This is a genomic window from Centipeda infelix ATCC 43532, assembly GCF_000234095.1.
Lineage (GTDB): Bacteria > Bacillota > Negativicutes > Selenomonadales > Selenomonadaceae > Centipeda > Centipeda infelix.
On the sequence record NZ_JH376798.1, the window covers coordinates 323,083 to 336,766 of the forward strand.

17 protein-coding genes are annotated in these 13,684 nt (G+C 56.0%); 7 read left to right on the plus strand and 10 right to left on the minus strand.

The features are described from left to right. Positions 1-50 precede the first annotated feature (50 nt). From HMPREF9334_RS04730 to HMPREF9334_RS04740, 3 genes are all read right to left on the minus strand, one after another. Positions 51-566, minus strand: coding sequence for a cysteine hydrolase family protein (locus HMPREF9334_RS04730; protein ID WP_006692362.1), 516 nt, complete (start codon positions 564-566; stop codon positions 51-53). A 285-nt stretch (positions 567-851) separates the two neighbouring features. Continuing rightward, a complete protein-coding gene (locus tag HMPREF9334_RS04735) occupies positions 852-1,070 on the minus strand; it encodes a DUF2922 domain-containing protein (RefSeq protein ID WP_006692363.1) in 219 nt (72 codons plus the stop codon). A 36-nt stretch (positions 1,071-1,106) separates the two neighbouring features. After that, positions 1,107-1,322 (minus strand): DUF1659 domain-containing protein, encoded by a 216-nt coding sequence (locus HMPREF9334_RS04740; protein ID WP_006692364.1) that lies wholly within the window; start codon positions 1,320-1,322, stop codon positions 1,107-1,109. 232 nt (positions 1,323-1,554) lie between these two features. Between HMPREF9334_RS04740 and HMPREF9334_RS04745 the strand changes: the two genes are divergently transcribed. The 3 genes from HMPREF9334_RS04745 (at position 1,555) to HMPREF9334_RS04755 (ending at position 3,106) form a co-directional block, all read left to right on the plus strand. Continuing rightward, a complete protein-coding gene (locus HMPREF9334_RS04745) occupies positions 1,555-2,076 on the plus strand; it encodes a hypothetical protein (RefSeq protein WP_006692365.1) in 522 nt (173 codons plus the stop codon). A gap of 108 nt (positions 2,077-2,184) precedes the next feature. Next, positions 2,185-2,625: an Rrf2 family transcriptional regulator gene (locus HMPREF9334_RS04750; RefSeq protein ID WP_006692366.1), complete on the plus strand. Its 441-nt coding sequence runs from the start codon at positions 2,185-2,187 to the stop codon at positions 2,623-2,625. Positions 2,626-2,659: 34 nt separating this feature from the next. Beyond that, positions 2,660-3,106 (plus strand): metal-dependent hydrolase, encoded by a 447-nt coding sequence (locus HMPREF9334_RS04755; RefSeq protein WP_006692367.1) that lies wholly within the window; start codon positions 2,660-2,662, stop codon positions 3,104-3,106. 459 nt (positions 3,107-3,565) lie between these two features. Here the strand turns inward: HMPREF9334_RS04755 and HMPREF9334_RS04760 are convergent, their stop codons facing one another. From HMPREF9334_RS04760 to dnaA, 7 genes are all read right to left on the minus strand, one after another. Continuing rightward, on the minus strand, positions 3,566-4,258 hold the full coding sequence (locus HMPREF9334_RS04760; protein WP_039957301.1) for a DUF6882 domain-containing protein: 693 nt from the start codon (positions 4,256-4,258) through the stop codon (positions 3,566-3,568). A gap of 54 nt (positions 4,259-4,312) precedes the next feature. Continuing rightward, a complete protein-coding gene (gene gyrB, locus HMPREF9334_RS04765; protein ID WP_006692369.1) occupies positions 4,313-6,367 on the minus strand; it encodes a DNA topoisomerase (ATP-hydrolyzing) subunit B in 2,055 nt (684 codons plus the stop codon). A gap of 66 nt (positions 6,368-6,433) precedes the next feature. Continuing rightward, positions 6,434-7,354 (minus strand): DciA family protein, encoded by a 921-nt coding sequence (locus HMPREF9334_RS04770; protein WP_006692370.1) that lies wholly within the window; start codon positions 7,352-7,354, stop codon positions 6,434-6,436. A 145-nt stretch (positions 7,355-7,499) separates the two neighbouring features. Beyond that, entirely contained in the window at positions 7,500-8,621 is a 1,122-nt protein-coding gene (gene recF / locus HMPREF9334_RS04775; RefSeq protein WP_006692371.1) for a DNA replication/repair protein RecF, read from the minus strand. Between the two features lie 2 nt (positions 8,622-8,623). Next, positions 8,624-8,839, minus strand: a complete 216-nt coding sequence (locus HMPREF9334_RS04780) for an RNA-binding S4 domain-containing protein (protein ID WP_006692372.1) — start codon at positions 8,837-8,839, stop codon at positions 8,624-8,626. Beyond that, positions 8,836-9,978 (minus strand): DNA polymerase III subunit beta, encoded by a 1,143-nt coding sequence (gene dnaN, locus HMPREF9334_RS04785; RefSeq protein WP_006692373.1) that lies wholly within the window; start codon positions 9,976-9,978, stop codon positions 8,836-8,838. Before dnaN ends, HMPREF9334_RS04780 begins: the two co-directional genes overlap by 4 nt. A 305-nt stretch (positions 9,979-10,283) precedes the next feature. Then, positions 10,284-11,768, minus strand: coding sequence for a chromosomal replication initiator protein DnaA (gene dnaA, locus HMPREF9334_RS04790; RefSeq protein WP_006692374.1), 1,485 nt, complete (start codon positions 11,766-11,768; stop codon positions 10,284-10,286). Between the two features lie 354 nt (positions 11,769-12,122). On the opposite strand from dnaA, the gene rpmH reads away from it, so the two are divergent. From rpmH to HMPREF9334_RS04810, 4 genes are all read left to right on the plus strand, one after another. Beyond that, entirely contained in the window at positions 12,123-12,257 is a 135-nt protein-coding gene (gene rpmH, locus HMPREF9334_RS04795) for a 50S ribosomal protein L34 (RefSeq protein ID WP_006305399.1), read from the plus strand. Between the two features lie 48 nt (positions 12,258-12,305). Then, entirely contained in the window at positions 12,306-12,692 is a 387-nt protein-coding gene (rnpA, locus tag HMPREF9334_RS04800; RefSeq protein WP_039957303.1) for a ribonuclease P protein component, read from the plus strand. Beyond that, on the plus strand, positions 12,692-12,901 hold the full coding sequence (gene yidD, locus HMPREF9334_RS04805; protein WP_006692376.1) for a membrane protein insertion efficiency factor YidD: 210 nt from the start codon (positions 12,692-12,694) through the stop codon (positions 12,899-12,901). Before rnpA ends, yidD begins: the two co-directional genes overlap by 1 nt. A gap of 107 nt (positions 12,902-13,008) precedes the next feature. Then, positions 13,009-13,683 carry a YidC/Oxa1 family membrane protein insertase gene (locus tag HMPREF9334_RS04810; protein ID WP_006692377.1) on the plus strand — a complete coding sequence of 225 codons (675 nt, stop codon included), beginning with the start codon at positions 13,009-13,011 and terminating at the stop codon, positions 13,681-13,683. Position 13,684 lies beyond the last annotated feature (1 nt).

A 13,684-nucleotide genomic window follows, 5' to 3' on the forward strand; every position in this document is an offset into this window, starting at 1 on the left:
CCTATCGCAAATATAAAGACACGCTCCCCAAACAATGCTGAGCATACCACTCAGCGCACCTCGACCTGACACATCCGCATCGCGGCGAGGGCGTTCTCGTGGCTCTCGGGGGTGACGCCCGCGCAGCAGGCGGCATCGACACTGATGTGTTTCTCGGGGTAGAATGCCTTTGCGAGGAGGGCGTTGGAGATGACGCAGATATCGGTACAGAGCCCGACGAACTCGATTTCGTCGTAGTTCGCGAGCACGGCGGGGAGAGCGGTCGAGCCGAAGGTGGGCTTTTCGATGACGACGGCCGCCTCCCGTACAAAGGGTTGGAGTGCATCCGCGATCTGCCACCCTGTCGTGCCGCGAATGCAGTGCTCGACAGGCAGTTTCTTCCCCTCCTGCGTTGCGAGGTAGTCCGCGCCGTGGGTATCCATGGTGAATACGAGTGCTGTGCCCGCCGTCTGCTCCGCTTTGAGTTTCTCCACGAGATGAGGCAGCATCGCCTGTGCTTCCTGTGTACCGAGTGCGCCGTCCACGAAGTCGTTCTGCATATCGACTACGACGATTGCTTTCCGCATGATATTTCCTCCTATATCTCCATGAATGTTATTTCATTATAGCATAGTTTCGCGTCAGTTGGCACCAAACAGAATGTGCCTGCCAGCCCTCTTTCTGCACGCAAAAATGCTGCCGCACATAGGATGCAGCAGCATTTTTCTTGGGAATTGCTGATAAAAAAAGATACGTCAGGATGGCGTGGCTGAATTTATCCGTACTCCCTTGTACTCTTTCACCGCTTCGCGGCTTCCCTGCCCCGTCAAGCGGGAAGGGAGAAAGAGCTCTAGCGTCCGCAGACTTCGCGATTAGGCGAGCTTCTCGGTGTCTACGGTCTGGATCGCAATGTCCTTGATGGAGACGGGATACGCCTCCCCTGCGACAATCGCCTTCTTGTCGATGACGCTCTGCAGGCAGGTTGTGACATCCGCCTTCGAGAGTCCGTCCTTCGGATCGAGCAGACCGAGGGTCAGCTCCTTACCGTTGGACATCTTCATCGTCATGCGCAGCTGTTTCTTCGTCGACATGATTTTCTCCTCCTTTCCTCACTATGATCGCGGTGCTCAGTCCTCGAGAACCGCCGTATCCGTGCGCGTCACGAGACTCAGCCCGTGCTTCTGCAGTGCGCCGAATCCCCGTCCGACCGCAAGTGCGTCCGCATCCGTGAGCGTCGCTGCGATCCCACTGATCGTACGGTTCTTGTAGACGGTCTTGCCGTCCGCGCCGACCCCCGTGATGACCTTGAGCGTGACCTTGCTCGTTGCGTCTTTGCGTGCCATGGTGGATCAACTCCTTTCTCTGTTTGTCTCCGTAAGCGGCTTACACATGAGTATTTGCCGCGTGTGAGAAAAAGAGGAGTCCGTTATAAAAAAATCTTTACATACGAACATATTTTCTATATAATATAAATCAGAAAGGAACAGGTGATTGTTTTAGAAAATCTCGTGCCTGTGCGCTGCGCCGGCGGCAGGTAGGAGGGGCGGAAAACCGCCCACAGAAAGGAGTTCCGATATGAACTGGACGAAGAGAGACCTGCTCATGCAGAAACTTCCCGCAGCGGCGGATATTCTCGCACTCGTACCCGTGTATGGCGCAGACGGCGGCAGTGCCACCGTCATTCACACCACGGCAGGCGGCAGTCTGACGCTCTCTGCGGCGACGGAGTATGTACTCTCCTGCCTCGCGGGACGTGAGGATAAGGAGCTGCGTCTCATCCGCCGCAATGCGGCACGCCAGCTCGCACGCCGCCGCAACATCATTCTCCCCATCCTGCACGGCTGCGTGCTTGCTCCGCTCATGGTGCGTCACGTTCACAAGCGCCAAGGCAGACTCGGCTACATCAACATCGCGCACAGACCGCTCGTCACGGGCAGTACGGGCGGAACGGACATCGCCCTGCAGAGCGGCACGGTCATCCACTCGCTCTGGCAGCCTCCCACGATCAAGAAGCTCATGCAGGAGGGATGCGCCGTCCACTACAAGATGATCCTCGATGTGCAGCGGCAGCTGCGCCGCGTCGAGGAGTTCGCATAACGAAGCATTTGCGTTGGATAGGCGTGAGGCATAATGAGAAGCACGTCACACTTGCATTTTTGCGTTGTTCATTGTATGATACACATACAGAACAACGGAGGGTACAATATGCAGATCTCAAGCCGCTTTACCATCGCTGTCCACATTCTCATCTGCGTCGAGCTCTACGGAGACGAGGCTCCCGCAACGAGCGAGACCCTTGCCGGCAGCATTGGCGCACATCCTGTCGTCATCCGCCGCATCCTCGGGCAGCTGCGCCGCGCAGGGCTCATCACCGTCGCACGCGGACGCGAGGGCGGCGCACACATCGCACGCCCGCTCAGAGAGATCACACTCGCCGATATCTTTCGCGCGGTCGAGAGCATCAGCAGAGGGGCGCTCTTCAGTTTCCACGAGAAGCCGAACCCTGCCTGCCCCGTAGGGCGCAGCATCCACGCTATCCTTGACGACCGCCTCGCCGCCATCCAAGCTGCAATGGAGCGCGAGATGGAAAAGACTACACTCGCAGAGGTCATTGATGCAGCGCGGGAGCAGGTCACGGAGGGATAGAGGGCAAAATGCCCACGACAAGAAGGAGCTTCCTATGAAGTGGGTATCCCACACGAGCCTCACCGCAACCATCGCCTATGCCATCACTGCCGATCCGCTGCTCACGGCGGCGGCAACGCTCGGTGCAGTCCTGCCGGACAAGGCAGAGGGCACGCCGCAGAGCGTTGGCTGGCGCTCGTGGCGCAGCCGCCATCGCGGTTGGTCACACTGGCCAATGCTCTACCTCGCGCTCATCGGAGGGCTCATGGAGGCACGCACCGCCTTCTTCTACGATGCAGTGTTCTTCTCCATCCTCACATGGATCTTTATCGGTGCGCTCTGTCACATCGCCGAGGATGCTGTCTGCGGCAAGGTTCCGCTTCTCTATCCCACGCAGAAGATCGGCATCCGCCTCTTCACGGTTGGTTCGCTGCGCGAGTATCTGTTTGTAATTGTTTGTATTGTCATCGTATATACAGGACGGTATGTTTTACGTATGTAAAGAAATCACACCGATTTCAAACAGATCCGCCAGGCTACAAATAAGCAAAACAGCGTTACGATTGCCGATTGACATTCGCAACGCTGTTTTTGATCGAAAATGATCATCAAAGGATGTGCAATCCTTGACGATGCCATACGTACATGATAGAATAGAGATACAAAAAGGGCACTGCCTAGCGGTCGCCCCCATTACAAGCGAGATTTCCCCGCCAGGGTTTGGTAGACGCAAGGCGGGGTTTTCTCTTTTATCGTTTCACGGATATAATCAGCATGGTGAACACTACGAGAAATGTGAGAAATTCGTAGGTCTCCATACCAACCTCCCCCTTTCCAGGGGGCAAGATTCGACCGCCCTTTCGACAGTGCTTGCGCATAGTATAGCATAAGAACGTACGTATGACAAGAAAATCCCCTTGATGCACACAGCGTCAAGGGGATTTTCCTATGCAGAATGCAATTACAGCGTCGCAATCGAAGCGATGCGCAGATCATCACCCGCGCGTTCAAACTCGATGCGTAAGTCCTGCGCAAAATGTGCAATCAGCGCATCGCCGTCTGCCTCATACGGCGTTCGATTCCAAAGGAGGAATGCCTCCGCGAAGATACGGTGATCCAGCGCAAATTGCTCAATACACTGCGTGACCACAGATACAAAGCGCGGCAGATCGACGGGTGCAAAGACCTCGTCCGGCACGTCCGAAATCCCGACAAAGAACGCCCCGACTTCATGCGGACAGCGATAATAGCAGTACCCGTCTGCCAGCCCGCAGGCAACAATGGAGAGATTATGCCCGTTGAATATATCATTCAGTTCGAACTCATCCACCGTCAGCGCCTCTAGCTGCCACGCCTCTCCGCACTTCCTTGTATCGCCCGCGAGACGAATGAGCGAATCGGGAAATTGATTGATATTCTCCCATCCCCAGAGCCATGTACCACTCGATTTGGACTCGCTACCGATGAATTGGATGGGGTACTCCCGCGTATCAAATAGAATCACGCCCCGCTCGAGGTCGACATTCCAGTCCTCATTTCGCACGACGAGCTCCGCGCAGTTATTCTGCACACATATCATCTTGCCCAGACAGGCAGAGAATACATCCCGCCAACGCGCGTGATCCATCGAGAGACGATCAAAAATTTTTTTCATGCTTTCCTCCAAAAAATAATGGAACCTGTCAATATAAAACAGATTCCCTTATGATCAAATATCCAGATTCCGTACGAGCCGTGCATTCTCCTCGATGAACTGGCGGCGCGGCTCGACCTTGTCGCCCATGAGGATGGTAAAGAGCTCGTCCGCCGCCTCGGCATCCTCCGCGCCGACTTGCAGCATGGTGCGTCCCTCGGGGTTCATAGTGGTCTCCCAGAGCTGCTCGGGGTTCATCTCGCCGAGGCCCTTGTACCGCTGGATGGTCACACCGTCGCGCCCGATCTCGTCCAGCTTCTTCGCCTGCTCCTCGTCGGAGTAGGTGTAGAAATGCTTCTTGTCCTTGCGGATCTGGTAGAGCGGCGGCTGTGCGATGTAGACGTGCCCGTGGTCGACGAGCGGCTTCATGTAGCGGTAGAAGAAGGTGAGGAGCAGCGTGCGGATGTGTGCGCCGTCGACGTCCGCATCGGTCATGATGATGATCTTGCTGTAGCGGCGCTTCGCGAGGTCGAATTCCTCGCCGATGCCCGTGCCGAACGCCGTGATCATCGTGCGGATCTCGGCGTTTGCAAAGATCTTGTCGAGGCGTGCCTTCTCGACGTTGAGGATCTTGCCGCGCAGGGGCAGGATCGCCTGGAAACGGCGATCGCGTCCCTGCTTCGCAGAGCCGCCCGCGGAGTCGCCCTCGACGATGTAGATCTCGCACTGGTCGGGATCCTTGACGGAGCAGTCTGCAAGTTTGCCTGGCAGGCTCGACACCTCCAGTGCGTTCTTGCGCCGCGTCAGCTCGCGTGCCTTGCGTGCCGCCTCTCGCGCGCGGGATGCCATGAGTGCCTTGTCGAGTACCTTTTTTGTAATGGCAGGGTTCTCCTCGAAGTACTCGGTCAAACCCTCGGTGACGATGGAGTCGACGATGCCGCGCACCTCTGAGTTGCCGAGTTTCGTCTTGGTCTGCCCCTCGAACTGCGGCTCGCGCACCTTCAGACTGATGACGCAGGTGAGCCCCTCGCGCACGTCCTCACCCGAGAGATTGCCGTCCTTGTCCTTGAGGACGTTCAGCCGCCGCGCAAAGTCGTTCGCCGCACGCGTGAGGGCGATCTTGAACCCTGCGAGGTGCGTGCCGCCCTCCTCGGTGTTGATGTTGTTGACGAAGCTGTAAATGTTCTCCTGATAGCTGTCGTTGTACTGCATGGCAATCTCGACAACGGTGTCGTCCTTCACGCCGTTGAAGTAGATCGGCTCCTCATTAATGGTCTCCTTCTTGCGGTTGAGGTGGGAGACGAAGGAGCGGATGCCGCCGTCGAAATGGAAGGTCTCGCGCCGCTCCGCCTCGCCGCGCTCATCGACAAGGGTAATTGTGATGCCGTGGTTGAGGAAGGCAAGCTCGCGCAGACGGTGCTTCAGTGTCTCGAAGCTGTAGGTGGTGACGGTGAAGATCTCGGGATCGGGGACGAAGTGGACGCGCGTGCCCGTGGTCTCGCTCGCGCCGATCTCGTGGAGTTTCTCCTGTGTCACGCCGCGCGTAAAGGAAATGGCATGGATTTTTCCGTCGCGGCGCACCTGCACGTCCATTTCGGACGAAAGTGCATTGACGACGGAAACGCCGACACCGTGGAGACCGCCCGAGACCTTATAGCCGTCGCCGCCAAACTTGCCGCCCGCATGGAGCACGGTGAGCACGACCTCGACGGCAGGCATGCCGCTCTCGTGCATGTCGACGGGGATGCCGCGCCCGTTATCCGTGACGGTGATGCTATTGTCCCGATGAATCACGACCTCAACGTTGTCGCAGTAGCCCGCGAGTGCCTCGTCGATGGAGTTGTCCACGACCTCATAGACGAGGTGATGTAATCCGCGCTCTGATGTCGAGCCGATGTACATACCAGGGCGTTTTCGCACTGCCTCCAGTCCTTCGAGGACTTGAATCTGTCCCGCGCCGTAGTCGGCATCGACAGCGGTCACCTCGTCGCCCATCTCCTCAGCGGAGATGGCAATGCCCGAGAGGTCGGGCATATCCGCCATTTCGGCGGCTTCCTTTGCCTCCGCCTCGGTCATCGGGCGAACCTCTGCCTGCTCTTCGTTTGCACTTAGGTCAATTGTCTTTGCCATTATGTCCTCCTTTTGGGGGTTCTACATCGCTATTTTGAAGCAGGACGATAAGAACTGCTATATCTGCTAAATTCTCTTCTGTTTTTGCGCCTTACGCTTCTTCATCTCTTCCCAGAATTCACGTGTGGTGATGAGTTCGTTACGCAGTTCCCAGAAGGTGCTCCGGATCTTCTTCGGTGTGACTTCGTCGGGCGGCAGGCCGCGGTGGAGCATGGTGAGCATACGTGCATTCGCGCTGTCCTGGTTGGTGTACTCGGTTTTCCCAGCGATCTGCCGCACGAGGTCGGCGCGCTCACTGCCGAGTAGGAGGGCATCGCAGGAGGGGATGCGGCGCACGATGTCCGCGAGTTTCGCCCACGGCTCACGCATAAGGATCGTTCGTACCTCATGGCGCACACTGCGCTCCTCGGCGCGGCGGCAGTCATAGCAGATGTCCTTGACGAGCCGTCCGCAGGAGGGACATGGTCTGAGCCCGCGCTGTTCTTTCAGTCTCTGCGCCTTGCGCGTCACTTGATAGGCACGTTGGATGCGCTTCGCCAATTTCTCATCCGACACACTCTCTGCAAGTGTCGCACCCGCCGCGATTTCCTCGTCTGTGAGCCCTGTCTGGACGAGGGCGCGTGCGTAGGCGGCGCGTGTCTCCCTGTCCTGCCCCTCCTCTGCCGGAATGGGAGCAGGACACGCCAAACGTGCAAAGACGATCTCCTTGACAAGGCGTCCGCCCGCGTAGTTATTGACGCGCTGGATGGTGTCGGGCATGGTCATGCGCATCTCATTTTTCCATGTGGCATCGGGTGCGTAGAGGAAGAGCTTGCCGTCCTTGATGGCGACGGCACGTACACGGCGTGCGACCATATCTCCGATGATGTCCGCCCAATGGGAAAGGGTAGTATGTGCGATGTAGTCACGCTCGAATGCGGGACCAAGGCGGTGGACAGCGGCACGCACATCATCGCCCGCGTTTGCTATGCCGAGTGTTGTGCGCATCGCTTCTCCTCCTTACTTCTATATGTTCTATGATGTTCAACGCAGAATCCTCGTCACGTAAGCGGTTGGGTACTGATCTGCGAGAGAATTACTGAGCCGATAGAAGTGCCCTCTCCTCCGCTGTGGCAGGGGAGGCTTTTCTCTGCTATCCTTCCTGTATTTTCCCCGCCTCCACATACCGATACGTTCCCATGCGCTCTGACGGGAAATATGCCGCATCGGTCGCAGTGATAAAGGTCTGGATCTTTTCGCTGCGGATAAAGGAAAGAAGCGCGGCGCGGCGATCTGCGTCCAGCTCACTCATGACATCATCGAGGAGGAGAATCGGTGCCTCACCGACATTCTCACGCAGGTAGAAGAGCTCAGCGAGTTTCAGCGCGAGCGCACCCGTTCGCTGCTGTCCCTGCGAGCCGTAGCTCCTGAGACTCATGCCGCCCACGGCAAGAACCAGATCGTCCAGATGCGGACCGATCCCCGTCGCGGCACGTACAATATCACGCGCACGCATTTCCTTGAACATCTCATTATACCATAGTTCGAGGCGTTCTGTCATGCCATCTTTCAGAGAGGTCAGCCCCTCGGGCGCGTGTGCAATCTCATACGAGACGGTCAGTTCCTCACCCGCCGCGAGCACCGCCTGCACACGCGCAGAGAGCGCACACAGCTGCTCCGTCGCTGCAATCCGCCGCGTGACGATGTACGCGGCGCTCTTTGCGAGCTGTGCATCCCACGGGGTCAGGGAATCAACGGGCGCAAGACGCTCGCGGATATCCTTGAGGAGAGCCCCCCGCTGACGCAGGATATGTGTGTAGCGCAGGAGCTCCCCGTAGTACGCAGGGCTTGCCTGCGAGAGCTCGGCGTCCAGATAGCGGCGGCGGAGCGCAGGCGCACCCTTGACGAGAAAGAGATCCTCGGGGGAAAAGAGCACCATCGGCAGGATGCCGACGAGGTCGCGCTGTCTGAGATTTTCTCCGCTGCGCTCAATGCGCCGCCGTGCACCGCGTGCAAACGTAAAGGAAAGCTCCGAGGGGACATCGTGCCGCAGGAAGGAAAGCCCGATATACGCCCCGCTTTCCCCCATTCGAATAAGCTCCGCATCGCTCGATGTGCGATGGGAGCGTCCGAACGCAGCATAGTAAAGTGCCTCGATGATATTCGTCTTGCCCTGTGCGTTCGCTCCGAGGAAAATCTGCACGCCCGCATCGAAAGCGAGGTGCAGCTCCTCATAGTTACGATAGGAACGCAGTACAAGTGATGTAATCTCCATAACTACGAACGAATGACACGGTAAGTATCTTCGCCCTCGATTGTAACGACATCACCAACGACAAGTTTACGTCGGCGTGCCGTCTCGATTTCCCCATTGCGGAGGATCGCCTCCGCGGCAATCAGTTCCTTCACGACACCACCGCTCGGAACTGCCCCCGCAAGTTTGAGAAACTGATCCAGCTGGATCGTATCTGTGTGAATCTCGATATCTGTCAATGTGTCCTCACCGGTGTTACAACGTATACATAATCTGGGTCACATTCCTCACGGATTGTGATGGGCGAGAGGTTCAGGCCCTGCGCGTTTGCTCCTTGCAGCGAGAGGATGAAGGTGTCACTATCGAGCGACTTCACCGCATCCATGAGATAGGAAGCGTTGAACGCGATCGTGACATCCTCGCCCATCACCTCGGCGGGAATCGTCTCCTCCGCCTCGCCGATCTCTGGGCTGTTCGAGGAGATGCGCATCAGCCCCGGCTCGAACGCAAGCTTTACGATATTGTACTGATCGGTACGCGCAATAAGCGATGCACGCTCGACAGCAGAGGCGAACACAGCAGCATCCAGTGTAACGCGCGTGCGAATATTCTCCTCCGTTGGAATGACGCGGCGGTAATCGGGGAATGCACCCTCGATCAGACGCGAGGTCATGTAGATGTTATCCGAGGACATACTGATCTGGTTATAGGAACAGGTGACATGGATGTCGCTTGCAACCTCACCCGTGATCGTGCGCGTGACTTCCTCAAGAAAGCGTGCGGGAATGATGACGCGGATCGATCCTGCGTCCTCCTCAAGCACTTCGCTCTTGACAGCGAGACGGTGTACGTTCGTCGCGGCAAACGTGACCTCTTTGCCCTCGACTTCGAGTTGGCAGCCCGTGAAGATCGGACGACGGTCACGCTGTTCTTCGCGCAGACAGGCGAATGCAGATTTCTTGACAAGACGTGCAAGCGTACGGTCTTTGATGGTAAATTGCAGCGTCCCATCCATACGTTGAAGCACAGGAAAGTCACTCGTCTCCATCGTGCGCAGAGTAAATCGTGCTGTGCCGGATTTGATCACAGCGAGTCCGTCACTGCTCTCGGTGTCGATGGAGACCTCCTCGGCAGGAAGTTTGCGTGCGAACTCAGTGAGGTACTTGCCGGGCAGGACTGCCGTACCGACCATATGAATCTCGGCGGGGATTGTGACGATGAAGCCGAGTTCGTAGTTTGTAGACTGAAGTTCAAGCTGCCCTTCTTTTGCTGTCATATAGATTCCTGAGAGAATGGGGGTTTGCGGCTTGGTGGAGAGCCCTTTGCTGACGATCTGCAGGGCGGAGATGAGGTCGCTTTTCCCGAGTGTGATGTTCATTGTATTTCCTTTCCGATGGGAGCTTTGTGCGATTTGTTCTCCCTTTTTTCTATGGGTGCTTGTAGAAAATAAATATAGTAGACGTAGTAGTAGGAGCTGTGGATTGGTGGAAAAGTGGAGAAAAGCCAAGAGCGGCGCGGGAGTTATTGTGGATAAGTTGGACTGAGTTATTCCTAAATTATCCACAGTTTACACAGATGAGAGGTGGATGAAATATTATCCACAAAATATCCACATGAAATGCCGTGTGAAATGAACAGAGATGTCCACAGGGTAGTATAGATTCTCGTATGATCAACGATTCCTTAAATCCCTTTGATCTGAATGCTCAGCGATTCGATCAATGCTTTTGTTGCGGGGTCGCTGTCCGTGAGGTTCTGGATCTTCTTGTGCGCGTGGATGACCGTCGAGTGGTCACGGTTAAAGAAACCGCCGATGGTCGGCCACGATACCTCTGTCAACTCGTGGCAGAGATACATGGCGATCTGGCGCGGATAGGCGATGTCGTTGCTGCGCTTCGTCGAGCGGATGTCGTCGCTCGTCACCTTGAAGTGTGTGCAGACGATGCGCTCGATCATCTCCATTGTGATCCGTCGCCCTTTCTCGCCGCGCAGATAGTTGCCAAGTGCTGCAATGCAGGTCGTCTCGTCAATCGGCATACGCATGGTCGAGGCGTACTTGATGAGGCGCGTGAGAGCGCCCTCGAGTTCGCGGATATTGCTGTCCACGCGGCTCGCAATGTAGGTCACAACATCTTCGGGGATATCGACCTCTTCGCTCTGCGCCTTCTTTTGGAGGATTGCGACGCGCGTCTCGAACTCCGGCGGTTGGATATCAACGACTGCGCCGCCGGCGAAGCGTGAGATCAGACGATCTTCGAGATCCTTGACATCCTGCGGCTGGCGATCCGAGGTCAGGATGATCTGTCTGCCGTTGTCGCGCAGTTTGTTGAACGTCTGGAAAAACTCCGTCTGCGTCTGCTCCTGCCTCGCAAAGAACTGGATATCGTCGATCAGCAGCACATCGATATGGTAATATTTTTCGCGGAATGCATCCATGTTCTTTTCGCGAATCGAACGGATGAATTCGTTGGTAAAATCCGTACTCGCGATGTAGAGGACGCGCTTTTCGGGATGATCTGCAAGGATCTTGTGGCCGACCGCATGCATGAGATGGGTCTTGCCGAGCCCCACACCGCCGTAGATAAAGAGCGGATTGTGCGAGGGCAGCCCAGGGGCATCTGCGACCGCCTTTGCCATCGAGTATGAGAACTGGTTGGAGCGTCCCATGACGAATGCATCAAACGTGTACTTCGGGTTGAGGGTCGAGGCATCGTCCGGTGCCACCGCACCCGCATCGCCGTTTGGTGTGAGCGGGAGACTGCCCTGTGAGGGCATGTTGTAGTCTGCAATCTCCTCGGCAGTCATGTGTCCGATATGCGCGTCTTTTTTTCGGGATTGCTGCGGCATATGCTTTTCCACAGGAGGTTCGTTTTCCTGTGTCGGAGGCTGCTCTTTCGTCGCTGCCATCGGGTCGACAATGACGCGGAACGTATAGCCTGCACCGAGCGCTTGCTGCACTACATCGCCAAAGAGTGCGCCGAGGCGTGACTCAATGTATTGCTTTTGAAAGTCTTCCTCTACGGCAAGCAACAGCTCATTGTTTTCAAGTGAGATGGGGATCGTGGGCTGAATCCATTTTTTTACAGCGTCCTCGTGGATGATGCCGTCGGTCTTTTCGAGTACCTTTTGCCATTGCATTTCAATGGAGGCGGTTTTGTCTACGGACATACATTTGCGTCCCTTCAAAAATTTTTACTGCGTAAAACAATATGTTATCCACAGGGTTATTCACAGCTGTGGACAATTTCGTCAATGAAATGGGCACGGTAAAATGTGCGATGTCAAAATTACACATGTTTTTTTCACAAGTTTTCCACAGTGCAGTGAGGATATTTTAGCAAAAAAAAGGTGACTTATCAACAGGTGCTTTTGCCCTATTCTTTGAAAAAAACGCGCAAACAGGGTGCTTTCGCCTTGACAGTGCTGCTTTTTTTCGTCTATAATGACGGCTAGTAATATCTATCATACGAATCGCCGCACGGCATATGCCGCGAAGAGCGGCAGAAAAGGAGGTGACGTGAGGTGAAGAGAACATTTCAGCCCAACAACCATTGGAGAAAAAAGACACATGGATTCCGTGAGCGCATGAAGACGAAAGGCGGCCGCCTCGTACTCAAGAGAAGGCGTCAGCGCGGACGAAAGAAGCTGTCGGCGTAAAAGCTGCAGCCTGTCGGAGGTCACGCGAGTGACCTCTTTTTTAGCGATATGAGAAAAAGATACACATTGCCGCGCACGAAGATGATTAAGCGGCGCAGCGACTTTCAGAACGTCTATCAGAAGGGAAAATCTGTCGCGGGGCGGCGGATGATTCTCTATGTCCTGCGTGATACACGCGTTGCGGGCAAGGTCGGCTTTGCCGCTGGAAAAAAACTTGGGTGCGCTGCTGTGCGCAGCCGTACGAAACGCCTCCTGCGCGAGGCGTTTCGCCATATGCAGCACGAACTGCGCGCCGATGTCGGGATACTCCTCATTGGGCGTGCGGGACTTGCTGCGGGCAAAATGCAGGATGCTGCTGTCGAACTCCGCAGCCTTGCACGGCGCGCGAAAATCTTTGCGGATGGGAGCATTCCGGATCGCACGGGGGAGCAGTGATGAAACGTCTGCTCCTTCTTCTCGTGCAGTTCTATCGCAGTTGGATCTCGCCCCTCCTGCCGCCCTCCTGCCGCTACTACCCCACCTGCTCCGCGTATGCGATGGAGGCGATTGAGCGGTACGGTGCGCGGCGCGGCGGATGGATGGCACTCAAGAGGATTTTGCGCTGTCATCCCTTTCACGCGGGCGGCTACGATCCCGTACCGTAGATTGTTATTTTTTTCGTTGGGCATCGCGTCACGAAAACCGAATGAATCTATACAAATCGATTCCTTAAATTTTCTACGAAACTTCCCTACAGTAGGAGGAAACAGCGTTGATCGAATTTTTTAGCAACCTCTTTGCGCCCATTATCCATGTTTTGCAGTTCATCCTCGGCGGCTTCTACACCATCACGAGTGCCGCAGGGCTTGTCAGCTACGGCTTCCCCATCATTCTCCTCACCATCCTCATCAAGGTTGTGACCTACCCGCTCACCGTCAAACAGATCAAATCCATGAAGGCGATGCAGGAAATCCAGCCGAAGATGAAAAAGATCCAGGAAAAGTACAAAAGCAACCCGCAGATGCTCCAGCAGAAAACAGGCGAACTCTTCCGTGAGGCGGGCGTCAACCCGCTTGCCGGCTGCCTGCCGCTCCTCGTGCAGATGCCGATCCTCATGGGCATGTACTACGCCCTCTTCAACTTTACTTTCCCGAGCGCGGAGGCGGCGGCATTCTTCTGGCTGCCGAACATGTCAGAGCCCGATCCGCTCTACATCCTGCCCGTGCTCTCGGCAGCGACCACCTACCTGCAGCAGAAAATGACCTCTACCGAGATGAATCCACAGATGAAGATCATGATGACCATTATGCCGCTTTTCATTGGTTGGATCAGCCTGACCTTTCCCTCAGGACTTGTGCTCTACTGGGTCACGATGAACGTCGTGCAGATCGCCCAGCAGTGGTGGATGTACCGTGGTGAAAATGCGGCAGCAAAGGGGGCAAACTGAC

What these genes read in the sequence shown, in the direction of transcription:
- rnpA (WP_039957303.1), top strand. Translation starts at nt 12,306, where the DNA reads ATGAGAAAAAGATACACATTGCCGCGCACGAAGATGATTAAGCGGCGC.
- HMPREF9334_RS04755 (WP_006692367.1), top strand. Translation starts at nt 2,660, where the DNA reads ATGAAGTGGGTATCCCACACGAGCCTCACCGCAACCATCGCCTATGCC.
- yidD (WP_006692376.1), top strand. Translation starts at nt 12,692, where the DNA reads ATGAAACGTCTGCTCCTTCTTCTCGTGCAGTTCTATCGCAGTTGGATC.
- HMPREF9334_RS04770 (WP_006692370.1), bottom strand. Translation starts at nt 7,354, where the DNA reads ATGCGCACAACACTCGGCATAGCAAACGCGGGCGATGATGTGCGTGCC.
- HMPREF9334_RS04740 (WP_006692364.1), bottom strand. Translation starts at nt 1,322, where the DNA reads ATGGCACGCAAAGACGCAACGAGCAAGGTCACGCTCAAGGTCATCACG.
- dnaN (WP_006692373.1), bottom strand. Translation starts at nt 9,978, where the DNA reads ATGAACATCACACTCGGGAAAAGCGACCTCATCTCCGCCCTGCAGATC.
- HMPREF9334_RS04750 (WP_006692366.1), top strand. Translation starts at nt 2,185, where the DNA reads ATGCAGATCTCAAGCCGCTTTACCATCGCTGTCCACATTCTCATCTGC.
- gyrB (WP_006692369.1), bottom strand. Translation starts at nt 6,367, where the DNA reads ATGGCAAAGACAATTGACCTAAGTGCAAACGAAGAGCAGGCAGAGGTT.
- HMPREF9334_RS04735 (WP_006692363.1), bottom strand. Translation starts at nt 1,070, where the DNA reads ATGTCGACGAAGAAACAGCTGCGCATGACGATGAAGATGTCCAACGGT.
- HMPREF9334_RS04730 (WP_006692362.1), bottom strand. Translation starts at nt 566, where the DNA reads ATGCGGAAAGCAATCGTCGTAGTCGATATGCAGAACGACTTCGTGGAC.
- HMPREF9334_RS04760 (WP_039957301.1), bottom strand. Translation starts at nt 4,258, where the DNA reads ATGAAAAAAATTTTTGATCGTCTCTCGATGGATCACGCGCGTTGGCGG.
- dnaA (WP_006692374.1), bottom strand. Translation starts at nt 11,768, where the DNA reads ATGTCCGTAGACAAAACCGCCTCCATTGAAATGCAATGGCAAAAGGTA.
- HMPREF9334_RS04745 (WP_006692365.1), top strand. Translation starts at nt 1,555, where the DNA reads ATGAACTGGACGAAGAGAGACCTGCTCATGCAGAAACTTCCCGCAGCG.
- recF (WP_006692371.1), bottom strand. Translation starts at nt 8,621, where the DNA reads ATGGAGATTACATCACTTGTACTGCGTTCCTATCGTAACTATGAGGAG.